We start from the raw sequence: 18,186 nt of genomic DNA on the forward strand, positions 1-18,186 counted from the left end.
ATCATGGGGGGACCATGCCGCAACTTCCCCCTCCCGAACCCGAATCGCTGCGCCGGGAGCACCTGCCCCTGCGCGGACGCACCGCACTCGTCACCGGGGCCAGCCGGCGCGGCGGCATCGGGTACGCGGTCGCCCGGCGGCTCGCCGCGTACGGCGCGAGCGTCTACCTCCACCACCATGTGCCGCACGACCGGGACCAGCCCTGGGGAGCCGACCCCGACGGCCCGGAGGGTGTGGCCGCCGGGGTGCGTGAGGCCCTCGCGTATCCGGGGTCCGTGGTGGCGCACGGGCCCGGTGACCTGTCCGACCCCGAGGGCCCGGCCAGGGTCTTCCGCGCCGCGCGCCGCACAGTCGGGGAGTGGTCGACATCCTGGTCGCCAACCACGCCCGCAGCGGCTCGGACGGCACGCTGTGGGAGATCGACGCGGACATGCTCGACGCCCACTGGGCGACCAACACCCGTTCCGTGATCCAGCTGATCCAGGAGTACGCCGGGCTGCGCGTCGCCCACCCCGTACGCGTCCGGCACGGCAGCCGCGTCGTGATGATGACCTCCGGGCAGAACCGCCGGGGCGGGATGCCCGAGGAGATCGCCTACAGCCTCTCCAAGGGCGCGCTCGCCTCGGCCACCCGTACGCCGGCCGCCTCCCGCGGCCACGCCGGGATCACGGTCAACACCGTCAACCCCGGTCCCGTGGAGACCGATTACCTCACCGGCGAGGTGTACGACCGCATCGCCGGGATGTTCCCCGCCGGGCGGTGGGGGATGCCGGACGACCCGGCGCGGCTGATCGCCTGGCTCGCCACCGACGAGGCCGCCTGGATCACCGGCCAGGTGATCGACTCGGAGGGCGGATTCCTGCTGAGCGGTGAGCACTTCACGCCCGTGCCGAGCGGCCCGTGGCCCCGCGAGCGCCCGCCGGACCTGACTCCGGACCTGACTCCGGACCGGGCACCGGACCGGGCACCGGCTCCGGCGCCCGCACCGCGCCCGCCTGCCGACCCGGACCCCGGCCCCGGCCCCGTTCCGGGGCCCGCCTGACTCGCGGGCCGGCCGGGCGACAGGACCGAAGGACCCCGCCCCGGACGCACCGAGCGGGGCGGCGCCCGGCGTCGTGACGCCGGGCGCCCCCGGTCACAGCTTGGACAGTTCATCCACCAGATCGTCCAGCCCCAGCGAGCCCTGCGACAGCGCCGCCATGTGCCACGCCTTCGCGTCGAACGCGTCGCCGTGCCGCTCCCGCGCCTTCTCCCGCCCCAGCAGCCACGCCCGCTCGCCCAGCTTGTAGCCGATGGCCTGGCCCGGCATCGACAGATAGCGGGTCAGTTCGCTCTCCACGAACTCCGCCGGCCGGCCGCTGTGGTTCCCGAAGAACTCCTGCGCCAGCTCCGGCGTCCAGCGCTCACCCGGGTGGAAGGGCGAGTCAGCCGGGATCTCCAGCTCCAGATGCATACCGATGTCCACGATGACCCGGCAGGCACGCATCATCTGCGCGTCCAGATACCCGAGCCGGCGCTCCGGGTCCGGCAGGAAGCCCAGCTCGTCCATCAGCCGCTCCGCGTACAGCGCCCAGCCCTCGGCGTTCGCGCTGACCCCGCCCACCGACGCCTGGTACCGGGAGAGCTGGTCGGCGACGTGCGTCCACTGCGCGATCTGGAGGTGATGGCCGGGAACGCCCTCGTGGTACCAGGTCGACACCAGGTCGTACACCGGGAACCGGGTCTCGCCCATGGTCGGCAGCCAGGTGGTGCCGGGGCGGGAGAAGTCCTCCGAGGGGCCCGTGTAGTACGGCGCCGCCGCACCCCCGGCCGGGGCGATGCGGGACTCCACCTTCCGTACCCGCTCGGCGAGTTCGAAGTGCGTGCCGTCCAGCGCCTCGATGGCCTCGTCCATCAGGGACTGGAGCCACTCGCGCACCGCCTCCACACCCTCGACGTGCTCACCGTGCTTGTCCAGGTGCGCCAGCGCCTCCCAGGGGGTCGCGCCGGGCAGGATCTTGTCGGCCTCGGTCGTCATCTCGGCGCGCAGCCGGTGGTATTCGGACCAGCCGTACGCGTACGCCTCGTCCAGGTCCAGGTCCGTGCCGTTGAAGTACCGGGACCAGCGGGCGTACCGCTCGCGGCCCACGGTGTCCGGCGCGTCCTCCACGGCCGGCGCGTACACGTCGCGCATCCAGTCGCGCAGCGCGACGACGGCGCCGGTGGCGAGTCCCGCCGCCGCGTCCAGCTCGGTACGGAGCGAGTCCGGCCCGTCCGACACGAACTCCCCGAACCAGCCGCGGCCGTCCCCCGCCCATGCCGTGAGCTGGCCGATGAACGTCGCGGTCGGCCGCGGCCCGCCCGGCAGCTTCCGCTCCAGACCCAGCGCCAGCGACTCACGGAACCCTTCGAGCGCCGCCGGGACGGCACGAAGGCGCTGGGCCACAGCCGCCCAGTCCTCCTCCGTCGCGGTCGGCGTCACGGCGAAGACCTCGCGGACGTGGTGCGCGGGGGAGTGGATGTTGCTCACGGCGCGCAGATGTTCGTCGGTGTCGTGCACGGCGAGCTCGGCCGTCAGCCGTTCGTGGAGCAGCCTGGCGCAGCGGCGTTCCTGGTCGCTGCCGGCTCCCGGCAGCTTCGTCGCGGCATCGAGCCTGACAAGCGTCTCGCGGGCGAGATCGGCCAGCGCCCGTGCTCCGGCCGGTGAGAAGTCGGGCAGTCGGCCGGCGCAGGAGGCGACGCCCAGGAAGGTACCGGCGATCGGATCGAGTTCGATGAGTGCGTCGACATAGGCGTCGGCGACCTGGCGGGGCAGCGCGCTGCTGGAAGTGTCTGGCATGGCGACATCCTCTACGAGGGAGGACGCCCCGTCACCCTCCCTCAGGGCCCCTTCGCGGGCTGAATGGCTGATGAAGGGGGCATAAGGGGACCACAGTGCCACTGCTGGAAGACCAACCGCGTCTCGACCCGGGCCACTTCCGGCCGTGAGGTGAACTCGTCGACCACCAGCCGCTGGAGGTCCGCCGTGTCCGCGACCGCGACATGGACCAGATAGTCGTCCGGCCCGGTCAGATGGAACAGGGAACGGGACTCGGGCAGCGCCCGTATCCGTTCCACGAACGGCTTGATCAGCTCCCGCCGGTGCGGCCGGACCTGCACGGACAGCAACGCCTGGAGCCCGCGGCCGAGTTTGGCCGGATCGAGGCGTAGCTGATGTCCCAGAATCACCCCGGAACGCCGCAATCGGGACACCCGGTCCAGACATGTGGAGGCGGCCACTCCCACCTCGGCGGCGATCTCCCGGTAGGTGGTCCGTGCGTCGTTCTGCAACAGGCGCAATATGTGCAGATCGACCGCGTCGAGAACGACTGACTGGCTCACCCGCCGAACGTAGCACGGGTGTTCCCCCGTGTCCGCCGCCGTCTGTTCAGAGTGTGCCCATGCACTCCATGGATGCCGACGGCCCGGCCCGCGCCGCCGCCGTGACCCGCACCGCCGCCGTCCCCCACCCCGGGACACCCCGCCCGGACGTTCCCCGGGCCCTCGCGACCGAGGCCGTACACGCCGGGCGCGAGGATCTCGCGTCGCTCGGACTGCACGCGGCGCCGATCGACCTGTCGACGACCTACCCCTCCTACGACACCCGTGCCGAGGCCGCCCGGATCGACGAGTTCGCCACCACCGGCGCGCGCCCCGTGGGGCCGCCCGTCTACGCGCGCCTCGACAACCCGACCACGGCCCGGTTCGAGACGGCGCTCGCGCGGCTGGAGGGCACCGAGAGCGCGGTGGCCTTCGCCAGCGGCATGGCGGCGCTGACGGCCGTGCTGCTCGTACGGTCGGCCGCCGCGCTGCGCCATGTCGTCGCCGTACGTCCTCTGTACGGATGCAGCGACCATCTGCTGACCGCCGGGCTCCTCGGTACGGAGGTCACCTGGACCGACCCGGCCGGTATCGCCGACGCGATCCGGCCCGACACCGGTCTGGTGATGGTCGAGACGCCCGCGAACCCGACCCTCGCGGAGATCGACATCGCCGCCGTCGCCCACGACTGCGGCTCGATCCCGCTGCTGGTCGACAACACCTTCGCGACCCCCGTCCTGCAACGGCCCGTCGAGCACGGCGCCCGCCTCGTCCTGCACAGCGCGACGAAGTACCTGGGCGGGCACGGCGACGTCCTCGGCGGTGTCGTGGCCTGCGACGAGGAGTTCGCCCGTGCCCTCCGCCAGGTCCGGTTCGCGACCGGCGGCGTCCTGCACCCGATGGCCGGTTATCTGCTGCTGCGCGGTCTGTCCACGCTGCCCGTACGGGTACGGGCCGCCTCGGCCACCGCGGCCGAACTCGCCCGCAGACTGGCCGACGACCCGCGCGTCGCCCGGGTGCACTACCCGAGTGTCGGCGGCGCGATGGTCTCCTTCGAGGTGCACGGCGACCCGCACGAGGTGATCGCCGGGGTCCGGCTGATCACCCCGGCGGTGAGCCTGGGCAGCGTCGACACGCTCATCCAGCACCCGGCCTCCATCAGCCACCGCATCGTCCCCGAGGACGACCGCCGTTCGGCCGGGGTGAGCGACCGGCTGCTCCGGATGTCGGTCGGCCTGGAGGACGTCGAGGACCTGTGGCGGGATCTGACACAGGCGCTCAGCTTGTCGTTCGAGCGGTCCCGCGAATCAGCCGCACGGTAGCGACAGACGGCTCCAGCGGGGCACGAGGACAACGTCCTCGCGCCCCGCGTCGTCCCCGTCCGGTCACCCGGCGGAGGGCCCCGCCGGGCGGGACTCGGCCACCGCGAGACCGCCCACGGCCGAGAGCAGCAGCAGCGTGCCGGTCACCGTCGCCGCCGTGAGCTGTTCGCCGAGCAGGGTCACCGCGAGCACCGCGGCGCTCACCGGCTCGATCAGCATCACCACGGCCGCGGTCGTCGCCCGTACCGCCGCCACCCCCGCGAAGTACAGGGGGTAGGCGAGTGCGGTCGTGACGGCGGCGACGTAGGCCATGAGCAGCAGCACCAGGCCGAGGTGGTCGGTGTGGGGGGCGATGCCCTCCGCCCAGGCGAAGGGCATCAGGACCGCGGCACCGATCCCGAAGGACCACAACGTCAGGCTGTACGGGTTCTCACCGGTACCGTGCCGTCCCGTCCACCGGGCCAGCAGCGTCGCCACGGCGTAGCCCGCGGCCGACAGGAGCGCGTACGCCACCCCGAGAGGATCGACCGTGCCCTTCCGGTCGCCCAGGACGAGCACGGCCAGACCGCCCAGGGCCCCGCACACCGCCAGTGCGCCGAAGCGCCCGATCCGCTCGCGCAGGAGCAGCCGGCCGCCGAGGGCGGTGAGCACCGGGCCGGCGCCGAGCGCGACGATGGTCCCGACGGCCAGCCCGGTCTCCCGCACGGCCCCGAAGTAGGCGGTCTGGAAGACCGCCAGCCCGATCCCCGTACCGAGAAGGAGAGGCCACCGGCGCCGGGCCGGCCTGGGTCCTCCAGTCGCGGGGACGGTTCGGGCGGGGCGCAGGGCGCGGGCGGCGAGCAGCAGGGCGAGGCCGCTGACGTACCGCCAGAACGAGACGGCGACGGGGCCGAGGTCGCTGGACCGGTACATGATGTCGACGGCCGCGCCCGTCGTGCCCCAGGTGACGCCGGCGACAGTGAGACAGAGAAGTCCGCGCCGGACGGACCGGGGCCCGGCGGGCAGCGAAGAGGTTTCCAGCACAGTTCTGGACACAGTGCGTTCTCCAGACGGAGTCAGTGAATGTCGTCTCCCGTCTGCGGGCACGGCCGACCGGCGCGTCGGCTCCCAGCCGGAACCGGCACGCGGACAAGGGCGACCCGCGCTAGGCGGCGGGAGGCGAAAGCACTGTGGAACGCATGGACCAGACCCTACGCACAAGGAAACGAGCGCATGGGCCCTTCCGCTTCTTCGGCCCATGAACGCTCGTCAGACCGTCAGACCGTCAGACCGTCAGACCGTCAGTCGTCGGCCGAGACCCTCGTCCGCCGCGCGGTCCGCCGCCGAATCCGGGCCGGGCCGGTATCCCGTCTGCCGTCTGCCCTCTGCCCTCTGCCCTCTGCGGTCTGCCGTCCGGCCTCCCGGTCGAGATCCTGACCCGCACGCGGTCGGGACGGAAGGCCGACGGCCCGCCGCCGTGAGTCCACGATCCCGAGAGGCGGGCACTCAAGCACGGCGGCGGGGCGAGGAGCAGACCTTCTTAGGAGGCGTGGTCCCGCCCGGCCGTCTCCCGGTGGAGCGGTGTTCCGTCGGTGCCGGGTGCCCCCCGCTCGTGTGCCGGGCGGAGGCGGGCGGTGACGACCAGCGTGCCGTCCTCTATCTGGTAGTCGAGGGGCAGCCCGAGTCCGCGCATGGCGGCGACCATGCCGGTGTTGGACGCCTCGGTGACGGCGTACACGCTCGTGCTGCCCGCGTCGACGGCCAGCGCGACGAGCCGGCCGAGCAGGTCGGAGCCGATGCCCCGGCCCTGCCAGGTGTCCTCCACGATCAGCGCGACCTCGGTCTCGTCGCCGTCCCACAGAAGGTGGCCGAGGGCGACCAGCCGCCCCGACGCCGTCTGTGCCTTGAGCGTCCGCCCGTGACGGGGGCTCAGCAGATGGTCCAGATAGCGGTCCGCGTCGGTGGCCGGGCCGTGGTAGCGCAGGCCCAGGGTGCGTTCCGAGCAGCGCTCGTGCATCGCGGACGCCGCGTCGACGTCGCCCCGGTCGGCGCGGCGTACGGTGATCCGCCCCTCGGGCAGCCGCAGGACGTCCCGGTTGCGCGGGACACGCGGGCCGAGGCGCGCGTCGAGTTCGACCAGGGCGCGGGCCCGCGCGAACTCGGTGGGCGTGAACGGCAGATAGGGCCGCTCGACACTGATCACCCCGCCGTGCGGGTCGCGCATCCGCATCGTGGTGCCGTCCAGGACGGACTCGGCGGGGGCGCCGCCGTCCGCCGCCCCGTCGGCGAGGGAGCCGGCGGGCAGCGAGTGGATCGTGCAGCGGCCGAGCAACTGGCGCAGCGCGAGCGGCAGTTCTGCGGCGTCGAGGGCGGTACGGGTGGCCAGGCCCAGGATCCGGACCGGGGCGTCGACGAGGTCGTGCGCGTCGGCGCGTTCGATCCAGATGTCCGCGCCGCCCGCCAGCGCGATCTCCCGGGTGAGCTGCCGCGCGGGCAGCGCCGCCGGGGCGCGCAGCAGGAACTCGTCCACGGTGCCGGTGGCCAGCGGGTGCGTCTGGAGGGTGAGGATGTCCACCCGGCGGCGGGCCAGCACCGTGCAGAGGGCGGCCAGCGAGCCGGGGGTGTCGCGTACGGTGGCGCGCATCCGCCACAGCGCGGTCGCGGGGTCGTCGGCGCCGGGCGCGCCGGTACCGGCGGTGTCACCGGGCCGGCCGGACGCCGGGTGGGCCGGTGCCGTGTCGGTGGTGGGCGGGTGGCCGTGGCGCCGGGACCACCAGGTGTGGAAGGCGGCCGTCACGACCAGGACGATCGCGGAGAAGGCGAGCAGTAAGGGTCCGTCCGGCCCGTGCGCGATCATGTTCGCCACGGCGTCGGCGACCGCGACCGCCGTGAAGAGGGCGGCCAGTTCGACGAGATCCCGTCGCCAGTGGTGGGGGCGGCGGGCACTCTTCGAGGGAGTCACATCGGTCATGACCTCACTGTGACCCACCGGTGTTGCACGATCACGAACGTACTGTGACTGATGGGTAAAAGATGCTTCTGTTTGCCTATCGTTGCCTATCGCGCACTTTTGGTTGATTTATGGCGCGACCCGGCGGCGGGGCGCCCGGCGACCGGCCCCGGCGGTCGTGCCGAGACTACCCGCCCGGCCGCCGGGACCCCGTACCCGACGGCGACTACTGGCCGACCAGACCCGGCCTCAGCACCTTGCTGAACAGCACCGTGTTCCCCTCGGCCCGCAGCCGTACCGTCAGCTCACCGCTGCCGCCGTCGATGTCGACCTCGCCGAAGTACTGCGACGACTCCATCGGCGAGACGTTCGCCCGCTCCGGCGCCCGCACGAACACCCGGTCCGGCCCGAACGTCCCGTCCAGCGCGTTCGCCGGGAAACCGCCCGCCGCCAGCGGACCCGAGACGAACTCCCAGAACGGCGCGAAATCCTTGAACGCCGCCCGCTCCGGGGCGTAGTGCTGCGCCGAGGTGTAGTGCACGTCCGCCGTCAGCCACACCGTGCCGGTGATCCTCCGGTGCTTGACGAACCGCAGCAGTTCGGCGATCTGGAGCTCCCGCCCCAGCGGCGCGCCCGGGTCGCCCTGCGCGATCGCCTCGATGTTCTCCGTACCGTCCGGCACCACCAGACCGATCGGCATGTCGGAAGCGATGACCTTCCACACCGCCCGGGACCGGGACAACTCACGCTTGAGCCAGTCGAGTTGCTCGGCGCCGAGTATGCCCGTGGTGTCGTCGGCCTGCCGGCCGGGGGAGTTGGCGTTCCGGAAGGAGCGCATGTCCAGCACGAACACGTCGAGCAGCGGCCCGTAGCGCACCACCCGGTGCACCCGCCGGTCCGCGCCGCGCGCCCGCAGCGTGCCCACCGGGACGTACTCGCCGAACGCCCGGAGCGAGCGCGCCGCCAGCACGTCGACGTCCTTCTCCTGATAGCGGACGTCGTCCAGGATCTGCCCCGGGTACCAGTTGTTGCGCACCTCGTGGTCGTCCCACTGCGTGATCGTGGGCACCCGCGCGTTGAACCGGCGGACGTTGTGGTCCAGCAGGTTGTAGCGGAACTGACCCCGGTACTCGTCCAGCGTCTCCGCGACCTTCGCCTTCTCCTCGGTGACGAGGTTGCGCCAGATCCGCCCGTCCGGCAGCGTCACCGACGGCACCAGCGGCCCGTCCGCGTACACGCTGTCGCCGCTGCACAGGAAGAAGTCGGGGTCGAGCCGGCGCATCTCGTCGTACGCGCGGTAGCCGCCGATGTCCGGGTTGATGCCCCAGCCCTGACCGGCGATGTCGCCCGACCACAGGAACCGCACGCCCTGCCGCCGCCTCTCGGGCGCCGTACGGAACGAGCCGTACACCGGCTTTCCGGTACGCCGGGGGTCGTCGGGATCGGCCAGCGTCACCCGGTAGTGCACCCGCTCACCGGCGGGCAGGCCGTGCAGCGGTGTCGTCCCAGTGAAGTCGGTGCCCGGCCCCAGCAGCGGGCCGTACCAGGTGCGTGTACGGCGGAACGAACCGGTCGCCGAGGTCTCCACCAGCATCCGCGCGGGCCGGTCGGAACGGATCCACACCAGGGCCGAGGACGAGGTGACATCGCCGGTCTGGACACCCCAGCCGGCGCTCGGCCGGCCCGAGAACGCCTGGGCGGGCGCGGCGCCCGCGAACGTCCCGGCGACGGTCGCGGCGGCGGTCGCAGGGACCGCCAGCGCCGCGGAGGCGGCCAGGGAGCCGCGCAGCACGGTACGGCGGTCCGTGGCGGGAACGGGCTTGCGGGGGCTGTTCGACATCGATGGGCCTCCTGCGGCGGGGGTACGGGACGGCGGACCCCGGCTGACGCGAGGCCCGCCACGGCCATACCTAGCGCCCGGCGGCGGCCGGTGCGCGAACCCCGGATGAACACCCGGCCGGTGCCGCGGCGGCCCCTGCCGCGCTTCTCGGCCAAACCTGCGAACTCTGCGTGAACGATCTGTGGCAGAGTGCGATTCTGACTGCCGAAGCCCGCAGAATTGGTCTTGACCAACGCGGCGGCCCGTCCTACCCTCGGAGGGTTAGTGCAGGAACCTTTAATAAACAAGTGCAGGGAAAAGCCGCCGGGGACACGGCGATTGCGGAGGATCACGGTGGGGACCACGCAGCTGGAAACGGTGCCGGAACCGAAGTACTGGCACCTCAAGACCGTGTTGGGCGAGGCTCTCGACTCCGACTTCGCGGTCGGGGAGGTACTGCCCAACGAGCGTGACCTCGCGGCGCGGTTCGGCGTCGCGCGCGCCACGCTCCGCCAGGCGCTCGAACAACTCGAACTCGAAGGCCGGTTGCAGCGCCGCCGGGGCGTCGGCACGACCGTGGCGCCGCCCCGTATGGGCGTCGACGTGTCGACCGGCCAGCAGGAGTGGCCGGGCGCCGACCCGGACGCCTGGCAGCCCCTCGACTCCGTGTGGGCCACGCCGCCCCCCGCCGTCGTCGCGATGCTCGGCACGGACCCGGCCGGCGAGGTCCACGTGGTCCGCAGGACCCGGGTGACCCACGGCCAGACCGTGGCGGCCGAGCTGCTGTACGTGCCCGCGGCGTCCGTGCCCGAACTGCCCGCCATAGACATCCCCTCGGGCCCCGCCCGCGCCCGCAGCGTGCTGCGCGAGCTCCAGCGGCTCGGCATGGAGGGCCAGGACCGCGCCGTCGAGCTGGGCTCGGCCCGCGCGGACGACGCCAAGGACCTCGACCGGCTGCCCGGCGCGCCCGTCCTCGTGGTGACCACCCGTTACCTCGCCGGAGGGCGTACGGCCGCCGTGTCCATGGCGACCTACCGGGCCGACACCTGCCGGCTCACCTTCGGGGACTCCGGTGACGTGCGGATAAGCCACCACGCCGACGAACGCCGGGCGTCCTGACCGCGAGAACCACCCCGCAGATCACCCGTACCCGTCCCCCGCCCACGGCCCGTCGCCCGGTTCAGCGACGGGCCGTCGCCGTGCCCTCGACGGCGAACAGCTGTTCCTCGACCTGGTCCAGCGCCAGGCGCAGCGCGCCGGTCGCCACCGCCGCCTCGCCCAGCAGCGACAGCGCCACCCTCGGCGGGCGCAGACAGTAGCGCGACAACTGGTCGCGCAGCGGGTCGAGTACGCCGTCGAGACCGGCCGCCCAGCCGCCGATGACCACCAGCTCCGGGTCGAGCGCCAGGACCAGCGCCGCCACGTCGTGGACCAGCCGCTGGATGAACCGTTCCATCGCCTGCGTCGCCCCGACGTCCCCCTCCTTGGCGCGCGCGAACACCCGGGCCACCGCCCGCTCGTCCAGCGGGTGCAGCGGCTCGTCCGTCGTGGACAGCAGCTTCTCCGGTGTCACCTCGCGGCCCAGCAGATGCAGCGCCCCGATCTCACCGGCCGCGCCGCCGAAGCCCCGGTGCAGCCGCCCGCCGATCAGCGACCCGGCGCCCGGACTGAGACCGGCCAGGACGAAGACGATGTCGTCCGACTCGGTGGCCGCGCCCTTCCAATGCTCGGCCACCGCCGCCGCGTTGGCGTCGTTCTCCACCAGCACCGGACAGCGGAACGAGCGCCGCAGCCGCTCCCCGAGGGCCAGCCCGGTCCAGTCGGGCAGCGCCGTACCGAGCCGTACGGTCCCGTCGGCCTCCACGATGCCGGGACTGCCGACGCCCACGGCCCGCAGCGAACTGCGCGCCACCCCCGCGCGGCGCAGCACGTCGGCGACGACCACCCGCACCCGGTCCAGCCGCTCGTCCGCCGACGCGCTCGTCGTGGCCTCGCGCGAACTCGCCCCGATGATGCGGCCGTCGAGCCCGGACAGCAGCGCGGCCACCCGGTGCGGCCCGATCTCGATGCCCAGCAGATGCCCCGCCTCGGCCCGGAACCGGAACCTGCGCGCCGGACGGCCCTGCCGGCGGGTCTCACCCTCGCCCGGCGCCGACTCCACGACCAGTCCGGTCTCCATCAGCCCCTCGACGACGCCCTCGACCGTGGGACGCGACAGACCGGTGATCCGGGTCAGATCCGTGAAGGTGGGGCAGTCGGCTCCCCGCAGGGCGTGCAGCACCACGGCGGAGTTGATCCGCCGCAGCAAGGACGGGTCCCCGCCGGTCAGCCGCCCCACGGTGGACCTCCCTGCTCGCGCGCGTGTCTGCCGGATGGTACTCGGTGGTCGCCGGGGCGGCTAACGGACGACGACAGGGGGACACGGCGCGGGCCGGAAGGCGTTCCGGCCCGCCCGGCGGGGTCGGAAGCCGTACGGGCCGAAGCGGCCCCAGCCCACCAGGGCGGACAGGATCAGCAGGACGGCGTTGAAGCCGATCGCCGGGGTCTCCTTGCGGCGGGCCGCGCGCCGACGCCGAACGCAACCGTGACCGCATCCTGGCCGCGGCGCGCTGCCTCCTCGCCACCGAAGGGCTGGGCGTGTCCATGGCGTCCGTCGCCCGCGAGGCCGGCGTCGGCAAGGCCACCCTCTCCCGCCGGTTCGCCAACCGCGACGCGCTCGTCAACGCGGTCTTCGCCGACCGCATGGACGCCTACGCCTCAGCCGTCACCGAGGCCCTGGCCGACCCCACCCCTGGCACGGCTTCACCGGCTGCCTCACCGCCGTATGCGCCATGCAGGCCGCCGACCGCGGCTTCGCCGATGTCCTGACCATGACCTTCCCCGCCGCCCGAGCCCTGGAGAAGCGCCGGGCCGAGTCGTACGACGGCTTCCTCGAACTCATCGCCCGCGCCAAGGCCACCGGCCCCCTGCGCGAGGACTTCACCAGCCAGGACCTGGTCATCATGCTCATGGCCAACGTGGGCGTCATCAACGCCACCGGCGACGCCGCCCCCGACACCTGGCGGCGGCCGGCCGTCCACTTGCTCCGGGCGTACGCCACCCCCGGCGCGCCCCTGCCTCCGCTGCCCGACGCGCCCGCGTCCATGGCTCTCTACCGCGCCATGGTCCGCCTGCCCGCCTGCCCGCCTGCCCGCCTGCCCGCCTGCCCGCCTGCCCGCCGGTGACGCCTGATCCGGGAGCCCGTGGGGCCGGCGGGGCCGGACCGTGCCCTACCCGCCCTGCGGGCCCGGCTCGGCCGGCCCCGGCGTCCGGTCCGGCAGCTCCGCCGCCTCGCGCAGCGCGGCGAACTCCCGCGCCATCGTCTCCGCCGTCCAGTGCGCGTTCAGCCCGCTCGGATTGGGCAGCGCCCAGATCCGGGTCGCGCCGATCGTGTGCTCCTGCGGGCCGATGGCCGCCCGGCGATCGCCGAAGGCCACCCGGTACGCGGTGATGCCGACGACCGCCAGCCAGCGGGGCCGCAGCCGCTCCGCCTTCGCCACCAGGATCCGGCCGCCCTCGCGGAACTCCTCGTCGCTCAGCTCGTCCGCCCGCGCCGTCGCCCGCGCCACGACGTTGGTGATGCCCAGACCGTACGCCGTCAGCTCCCCCTGCTCGGCGGGCGCCAGACGCCTCGGAGTGAAGCCCGAGAGGGCCAGCACCGGCCAGAACCGGTTGCCCGGCCGGGCGAAGTGATGGCCCGTCGCCGCCGACATCAGCCCCGGGTTGATCCCGCAGAAGAGCACCCCGAGCCCCGCCGCGACCACGTCGGGAATGACCCGGTCACGGGCGGCGGCCAGTTCCTCGGGCCTCACCGCGCCGCCCTCAGAGGATCGAACCGGGCGTGTAACCGGCGGCCTCGGGGTGCCGCTTCACCAGCTCCTCGATCCGGGCCACCACGGCGGCGACCTGCTCGCCCGCGGCGCCGGTGAACGACAGCTTGTCGGCCATCAGCGCGTCCAGCCCCTCCCGGTCCAGCGGCATCCGCTCGTCGGCCGCCAGCTTGTCCAGCAGCTCGTTGCGCTCCGCGCCCCGCTCCCGCATCGCCAGCGCGGAGGCCACGGCGTGCTCCTTGATGACCTCGTGCGCGGCCTCCCGGCCGACCCCCGCGCGGACGGCCGCCATCAGCACCTTCGTCGTCGCCAGGAACGGCAGATACCGGTCCAGCTCGCGCGCCACGACCGCCGGGAACGCGCCGAACTCGTCCAGCACCGTCAGGAACGTCTCCAGCAGCCCGTCGAACGCGAAGAACGCGTCCGGCAGGGCCACCCGCCGGACCACGGAGCACGACACGTCGCCCTCGTTCCACTGGTCGCCCGCCAGCTCGCCGGTCATCGACGCGTAACCGCGCAGGATCACCATCAGCCCGTTGACGCGCTCGCAGGAGCGGGTGTTCATCTTGTGCGGCATCGCCGACGAGCCCACCTGGCCCGGCTTGAACCCCTCGGTCACCAGCTCGTGCCCGGCCATCAGCCGGATCGTCTTCGCCACCGACGAGGGGCCCGCCGCCAGCTGCACCAGCGCCGTCACCACGTCGTAGTCCAGCGACCGCGGATACACCTGGCCGACCGACACGAAGGCGTGCCCGAACCCGAGATGCCCCGCGATCCGGCCCTCCAGCTCAGCGAGCCGCGCCGCGTCCCCGCCCAGCAGGTCCAGCATGTCCTGCGCCGTGCCGACCGGGCCCTTGATACCCCGCAGCGGATACCGCGCGAGCAGGTCCTCCAGCCGGGCGTAAGCGACCAGCAGTTCGTCGGCGGCCGTCGCGAAACGCTTGCCGAGGGTCGTCGCCTGCGCGGCGACATTGTGCGAGCGGCCCGCCACGACCAGCTCCGCGTACTCCCCGGCGAGCTTCCCGAGGCGCGCGAGGACCGCCACCGTACGGTCGCGCATCAGCTCCAGCGACAGCCGGACCTGCAACTGCTCGACGTTCTCCGTCAGATCGCGCGAGGTCATGCCCTTGTGGACCTGCTCGTGGCCCGCCAGCGCGTTGAACTCCTCGATCCGCGCCTTCACATCGTGGCGGGTGACCTTCTCACGCTCGGCGATCGACGCCAGATCGACCTGGTCCAGCACCCGCTCGTAGTCGGCGATCGCGGACTCCGGCACCTCCACACCGAGATCCCGCTGCGCCCGCAGCACGGCGAGCCACAGCTGCCGCTCCAGCCGCACCTTCTGCTCGGGGGACCAGAGCACGGCCAGCTCCGCCGAGGCGTAGCGGCCGGCGAGGACATTGGGGATACGGGGCTTCACAGACGCAGCAGTCACGTGAGGGGATTCTACGTGGCGGATCCCCCAGGTCCGCGCCCCGCCCTCGTTCGTACGTTGCTACGAAGGAAGGTGACCGCGTACGCGCTACGCCCGCTCCCGCCGCAGGCCCGCGTCGCCCGGCAGCGGCTCGTACGGCAGCAGCTCCGGACGCTTCGGCGGGCGGCCGTCCCCCGACGAGCGGCCCGTCAGCCGGCGGGCGATCCACGGGCCGAGGTGCTGCCGGGCGAACCGCGCGTCCCCGGTGCGCCGCATCAGCCAGCCCACCGGCAGACCGGGCGCCAGGTCCGCGCGCCAGTCGTCCGCCGGTTCGAGGCCCAGTGCCTGCCAGACGGCCTCCGCGACCCGGCGGTGGCCGTCGGCGGTCAGATGCAGCCGGTCCACGTCCCACATGCGCTGCTCGCCGAGCACCGGCGCCCCGTACAGGTCGACCACCAGCGCGTCGTGCCGGGCGGCCAGTTCGTCGATGAAGGAGAAGAGACTCTCCCAGCGGTGCCGGAAACGTTCCACCACCGCGCCGCGCCGCGCCGGGCTGCGCATCAGGACCAGTCGCCCGCACGTCGGCGCCAGGCGCTCCACCGACTCCTCCAGCTGCCCGAACACCCGCGCGGCGTCGTAGCGGGGCCGCAGGGTGTCGTTCAGTCCGCCGACCAGGGTCACCACGTCCGCCCGCATCGCGGCGGCGGTGTCCACCTGTTCGTCGAGGATCTGGCCGATGAGCTTGCCGCGCACGGCGAGATTGGCGTAACGGAAGCCGGGTGTCCGCCCGGCGAGGCGGGCGGCGAGCAGATCGGCCCAGCCCCGGTACGAGCCGTCCGGCTGGAGGTCCGACATGCCCTCCGTGAACGAGTCTCCGACGGCGACCAGACTGGTGTACGAGGGGGTCATCTCCATGGCGCCGTCGATCGTATCGCGGCCCCGCCGGCCTCCCCGGACCGGCCTCAACTGCCCCGCGAATGCCGCCCGACCAGCTCGCGCAGCACGTCCTCCATCGTCACCAGACCCTCCAGCCTGCCGTCCTCGTCCTGCACGGCGGCCAGATGCGTACGGCTGCGGCGCATCGCCGTCAGCACGTCGTCCATCGGAGTGGCCGCCCGCACCTGGGCGATCGCCCGCATGTCGGTCAGCGGGAACCCCTCGTCGCGCGGCATCGCGTCCAGGGCGTCCTTCACATGCAGATAGCCGAGGATGCGCCGGGCCTCGTCCACCACCGGGAAACGGGAGAAACCGGACTCCGCCGCCAGCGCCTCCAGCTCCACGGGCGTGGTCCCCAGCCGCGCCGTCACCACCCGCTCCAGCGGCATCACCACGTCCCGCACCGGCCTGCGGCCCAGCTCCAGCGCGTCGTGCAGCCGTTCGGCGGCCCGGTCGTCCAGGAGCCCCGCGTCGCCCGCGTCGGTCACCATCCGAGCCAGCTCCACCTGGGAGAAGGCCGCCGACACCTCGTCCTTGGTCTCCACGCGCAGCAGCCTCAGCAGCGCGTTGGCGAACGCGTTGACCGTGAAGATCACCGGCCGCAGCGCCCGCGCCAGCGCCACCAGCGCCGGGCCGAGGAACAGCGCGGTACGCACCGGTTCGGCCAGGGCGATGTTCTTCGGCACCATCTCGCCCAGCAGCATGTGCAGATAGGTGGCGGCGGCGAGCGCGATGACGAACGAGATCGGGTGCACCGCCCCGTGGGGCACCCCCACCGCCTCGAAGACGGGTTCCAGCAGATGCGCGATGGCCGGTTCGGCGACGATGCCCAGCACCAGCGTGCACAGCGTGATGCCGAGCTGGGCGGTGGCGAGCATCGCCGACACGTGCTGGAGGCCCCACAGGACGCGGCGCGCACGCCGGTCGCCGTCCTCGGCGATCGGCTCGATCTGGCTGCGCCGCACCGAGACCAGCGCGAACTCGGCCCCGACGAAGAAGCCGTTCACCACCAGGGTCAGCAGTCCGACGAACAGTTGGACGACGGTCATCGTCGCGGCCTCCCGCCGTGGTCGTGGCCGTCGCGGTTCTCCGCGCCTCCGGCGTCCTTGCCGTTCACGGTGCCCCCGTCGTCCTCGTCGGCCGTCGGGAGCGGCGCGTGCAGCAGGACACGGGCGGCCCGCCGCCCCGACGCGTCGACCACGTCCACCCGCCAGCCGCCCAGGCCGACCCGGTCGCCCTCGACGGGAATCCGCCCGAGCTCCGTGGCCACCAGACCGGCCAGCGTCTCGTACGGCCCTTCGGGCGCCCGCAGCCCGATCGCCCACAGCTGGTCGAACCGGGTGCCGCCGTCGGCCGACCACAGCTCCCGGCCGTCGGCGTCCTCCCCGGCCCGCGCCAGGTCCGACGTCTCGTGCGGGTCGTGCTCGTCGCGCACCTCGCCGACGACCTCCTCCACGATGTCCTCCAGCGTCACCACCCCGGCCGTGCCGCCGTACTCGTCGATCACGACCGCCATCGTGCGGTTGTCGGAGAGCCGGTCCAGCAGCCGGTCCACGGTCAGCGACTCCGGGACGAGCAGGGGGTCGCGCATCACCTCGGCCACGCCCGTACCGACCCGGCGCCCGTCCGGGACGGCCAGCACGTCCTTGATGTGGGCGACCCCCACGACGGCGTCCAGGCTGTCGCGGTAGACGGGGAAGCGGGAGAGCCCGGTGGCGCGGGTGGCGTTCGCGACGTCCTCGGCCGTGGCCCGTACGTCGAGCGCGGTGACCTGGACCCGGGGCGTCATCACGTTCTCGGCGGTCAGCTCGGCGAGATTGAGGGTCCGGACGAACAGTTCGGCGGTGTCCGGCTCCAGCGTCCCCTCCTTGGCGGAGTGCCGGGCGAGGGCGATCAGCTCCTGGGGGCTGCGGGTGGAGGCCAGCTCCTCGGTGGGCTCCAGGCCCAGCCGGCGCACCAGCCGGTTCGCCGTGTTGTTGAGATGGCCGATGAACGGCCGGAAGGCCGCGGTGAACAGGCGCTGCGGTGTGGCGACGACCTTGGCGACCGCCAGCGGCGAGGAGATGGCCCAGTTCTTCGGGACCAGCTCGCCGACCACCATCAGGACCACCGTCGACAGCGCCGTACCGATGACCAGGGCCAGCGACGACGCCACCGACGGGGAGAAGCCGATCGCCTCGACGGGCCCCCGGATGAGTTTCGCGACGGACGGCTCGGCGAGCATGCCGACCACCAGATTGGTCACGGTGATGCCCAACTGGGCGCCGGAGAGCTGGAAGGTGAGGCTCCGTACGGCCTTCATGGCGCCGGCCGCGCCGCGCTCACCGTTGTCCACGGCCCGTTCGAGCTCGGCGCGCTCGACGGTCGTCAGTGAGAACTCGGCCGCGACGAACGCCCCGCAGGCCAGCGCGAGCAGCACCGCCACCAGGAGCAGGAGCACTTCGGTCATCGGGTCACCTCCGTCCCATGATCGGTCGCGGGACGGCGGCCCGCGCGGTGTCCGCCGCTGTCGGTGGGGCCGCCGCCGTCGGGGCCGACGAGGCTCCGGCCGGGCACGG

Annotated in this window: 15 protein-coding genes and 1 pseudogene; 5 read left to right on the top strand and 11 right to left on the bottom strand. The window is 73.2% G+C overall.

The window, feature by feature from the left end; all coding sequences use genetic code 11:
* Positions 1-14 precede the first annotated feature (14 nt).
* Positions 15-859 (top strand): annotated as a pseudogene (locus OG875_RS27945) (SDR family oxidoreductase); the annotation flags it as partial.
* A 276-nt stretch (positions 860-1,135) separates the two neighbouring features.
* Here OG875_RS27945 and OG875_RS27950 read toward each other — a convergent pair.
* Both OG875_RS27950 and OG875_RS27955 read right to left on the bottom strand, forming a co-directional pair.
* Complete coding sequence (locus OG875_RS27950; RefSeq protein WP_330176997.1) at positions 1,136-2,818, bottom strand: DUF885 domain-containing protein; 1,683 nt, start codon at positions 2,816-2,818, stop codon at positions 1,136-1,138.
* A 41-nt stretch (positions 2,819-2,859) separates the two neighbouring features.
* On the bottom strand, positions 2,860-3,360 hold the full coding sequence (locus OG875_RS27955; protein WP_330176998.1) for an Lrp/AsnC family transcriptional regulator: 501 nt from the start codon (positions 3,358-3,360) through the stop codon (positions 2,860-2,862).
* A 68-nt stretch (positions 3,361-3,428) separates the two neighbouring features.
* On the opposite strand from OG875_RS27955, the gene OG875_RS27960 reads away from it, so the two are divergent.
* On the top strand, positions 3,429-4,661 hold the full coding sequence (locus OG875_RS27960) for a trans-sulfuration enzyme family protein (protein WP_443079294.1): 1,233 nt from the start codon (positions 3,429-3,431) through the stop codon (positions 4,659-4,661).
* 63 nt (positions 4,662-4,724) lie between these two features.
* Here the strand turns inward: OG875_RS27960 and OG875_RS27965 are convergent, their stop codons facing one another.
* From OG875_RS27965 to OG875_RS27975, 3 genes are all read right to left on the bottom strand, one after another.
* Complete coding sequence (locus tag OG875_RS27965; RefSeq protein ID WP_330177000.1) at positions 4,725-5,696, bottom strand: DMT family transporter; 972 nt, start codon at positions 5,694-5,696, stop codon at positions 4,725-4,727.
* A 484-nt stretch (positions 5,697-6,180) separates the two neighbouring features.
* On the bottom strand, positions 6,181-7,611 hold the full coding sequence (locus tag OG875_RS27970) for a GNAT family N-acetyltransferase (protein ID WP_330177001.1): 1,431 nt from the start codon (positions 7,609-7,611) through the stop codon (positions 6,181-6,183).
* 205 nt (positions 7,612-7,816) lie between these two features.
* Complete coding sequence (locus tag OG875_RS27975) at positions 7,817-9,430, bottom strand: alkaline phosphatase D family protein (RefSeq protein WP_330177002.1); 1,614 nt, start codon at positions 9,428-9,430, stop codon at positions 7,817-7,819.
* Between the two features lie 333 nt (positions 9,431-9,763).
* Here OG875_RS27975 and OG875_RS27980 point away from each other — a divergent pair, with 333 nt between their 5' ends.
* The gene (locus OG875_RS27980) at positions 9,764-10,528 is read left to right on the top strand and encodes a GntR family transcriptional regulator (RefSeq protein WP_330177003.1); all 765 of its coding nucleotides are present in this window, start codon (positions 9,764-9,766) and stop codon (positions 10,526-10,528) included.
* A gap of 61 nt (positions 10,529-10,589) precedes the next feature.
* On the opposite strand, the gene OG875_RS27985 is transcribed toward OG875_RS27980, so the two are convergent.
* On the bottom strand, positions 10,590-11,747 hold the full coding sequence (locus OG875_RS27985; protein ID WP_330177004.1) for an ROK family transcriptional regulator: 1,158 nt from the start codon (positions 11,745-11,747) through the stop codon (positions 10,590-10,592).
* A 305-nt stretch (positions 11,748-12,052) separates the two neighbouring features.
* Here OG875_RS27985 and OG875_RS27990 point away from each other — a divergent pair, with 305 nt between their 5' ends.
* Together OG875_RS27990 and OG875_RS27995 are read left to right on the top strand one after the other, a co-directional pair.
* Complete coding sequence (locus tag OG875_RS27990) at positions 12,053-12,277, top strand: TetR/AcrR family transcriptional regulator (RefSeq protein WP_330177928.1); 225 nt, start codon at positions 12,053-12,055, stop codon at positions 12,275-12,277.
* A complete protein-coding gene (locus OG875_RS27995; protein ID WP_330177005.1) occupies positions 12,241-12,633 on the top strand; it encodes a hypothetical protein in 393 nt (130 codons plus the stop codon). Before OG875_RS27990 ends, OG875_RS27995 begins: the two co-directional genes overlap by 37 nt.
* A gap of 45 nt (positions 12,634-12,678) precedes the next feature.
* On the opposite strand, the gene mug is transcribed toward OG875_RS27995, so the two are convergent.
* The 5 genes from mug to OG875_RS28020 all read right to left on the bottom strand — a co-directional run bounded on the left by mug (position 12,679) and on the right by OG875_RS28020 (position 18,077).
* Positions 12,679-13,260 (bottom strand): G/U mismatch-specific DNA glycosylase, encoded by a 582-nt coding sequence (gene mug / locus OG875_RS28000; protein WP_330177006.1) that lies wholly within the window; start codon positions 13,258-13,260, stop codon positions 12,679-12,681.
* A 10-nt stretch (positions 13,261-13,270) separates the two neighbouring features.
* Positions 13,271-14,713 carry an adenylosuccinate lyase gene (gene purB / locus OG875_RS28005; RefSeq protein ID WP_330177007.1) on the bottom strand — a complete coding sequence of 481 codons (1,443 nt, stop codon included), beginning with the start codon at positions 14,711-14,713 and terminating at the stop codon, positions 13,271-13,273.
* 87 nt (positions 14,714-14,800) lie between these two features.
* Positions 14,801-15,607 (bottom strand): SGNH/GDSL hydrolase family protein, encoded by an 807-nt coding sequence (locus OG875_RS28010; RefSeq protein WP_330177008.1) that lies wholly within the window; start codon positions 15,605-15,607, stop codon positions 14,801-14,803.
* 47 nt (positions 15,608-15,654) lie between these two features.
* Complete coding sequence (locus OG875_RS28015; RefSeq protein WP_330177009.1) at positions 15,655-16,677, bottom strand: hemolysin family protein; 1,023 nt, start codon at positions 16,675-16,677, stop codon at positions 15,655-15,657.
* On the bottom strand, positions 16,674-18,077 hold the full coding sequence (locus OG875_RS28020) for a hemolysin family protein (protein WP_330177010.1): 1,404 nt from the start codon (positions 18,075-18,077) through the stop codon (positions 16,674-16,676). The genes OG875_RS28015 and OG875_RS28020 overlap by 4 nt, the downstream gene beginning before the upstream one ends.
* Between the last annotated feature and the right edge of the window lie 109 nt (positions 18,078-18,186).

Origin of the sequence: Streptomyces sp. NBC_01498 (genome assembly GCF_036327775.1) — a bacterium.
Lineage (GTDB): Bacteria > Actinomycetota > Actinomycetes > Streptomycetales > Streptomycetaceae > Streptomyces.

Coding starts and splice junctions, on each gene's coding strand:
- OG875_RS27950 (WP_330176997.1), bottom strand. CDS start 2,818: ATGCCAGACACTTCCAGCAGCGCGCTGCCCCGCCAGGTCGCCGACGCC.
- OG875_RS27960 (WP_443079294.1), top strand. CDS start 3,429: ATGGATGCCGACGGCCCGGCCCGCGCCGCCGCCGTGACCCGCACCGCC.
- OG875_RS27970 (WP_330177001.1), bottom strand. CDS start 7,611: ATGACCGATGTGACTCCCTCGAAGAGTGCCCGCCGCCCCCACCACTGG.
- OG875_RS27975 (WP_330177002.1), bottom strand. CDS start 9,430: ATGTCGAACAGCCCCCGCAAGCCCGTTCCCGCCACGGACCGCCGTACC.
- OG875_RS27990 (WP_330177928.1), top strand. CDS start 12,053: ATGGCGTCCGTCGCCCGCGAGGCCGGCGTCGGCAAGGCCACCCTCTCC.
- OG875_RS27995 (WP_330177005.1), top strand. CDS start 12,241: ATGCAGGCCGCCGACCGCGGCTTCGCCGATGTCCTGACCATGACCTTC.
- OG875_RS28010 (WP_330177008.1), bottom strand. CDS start 15,607: ATGGAGATGACCCCCTCGTACACCAGTCTGGTCGCCGTCGGAGACTCG.
- OG875_RS28015 (WP_330177009.1), bottom strand. CDS start 16,677: ATGACCGTCGTCCAACTGTTCGTCGGACTGCTGACCCTGGTGGTGAAC.
- OG875_RS28020 (WP_330177010.1), bottom strand. CDS start 18,077: ATGACCGAAGTGCTCCTGCTCCTGGTGGCGGTGCTGCTCGCGCTGGCC.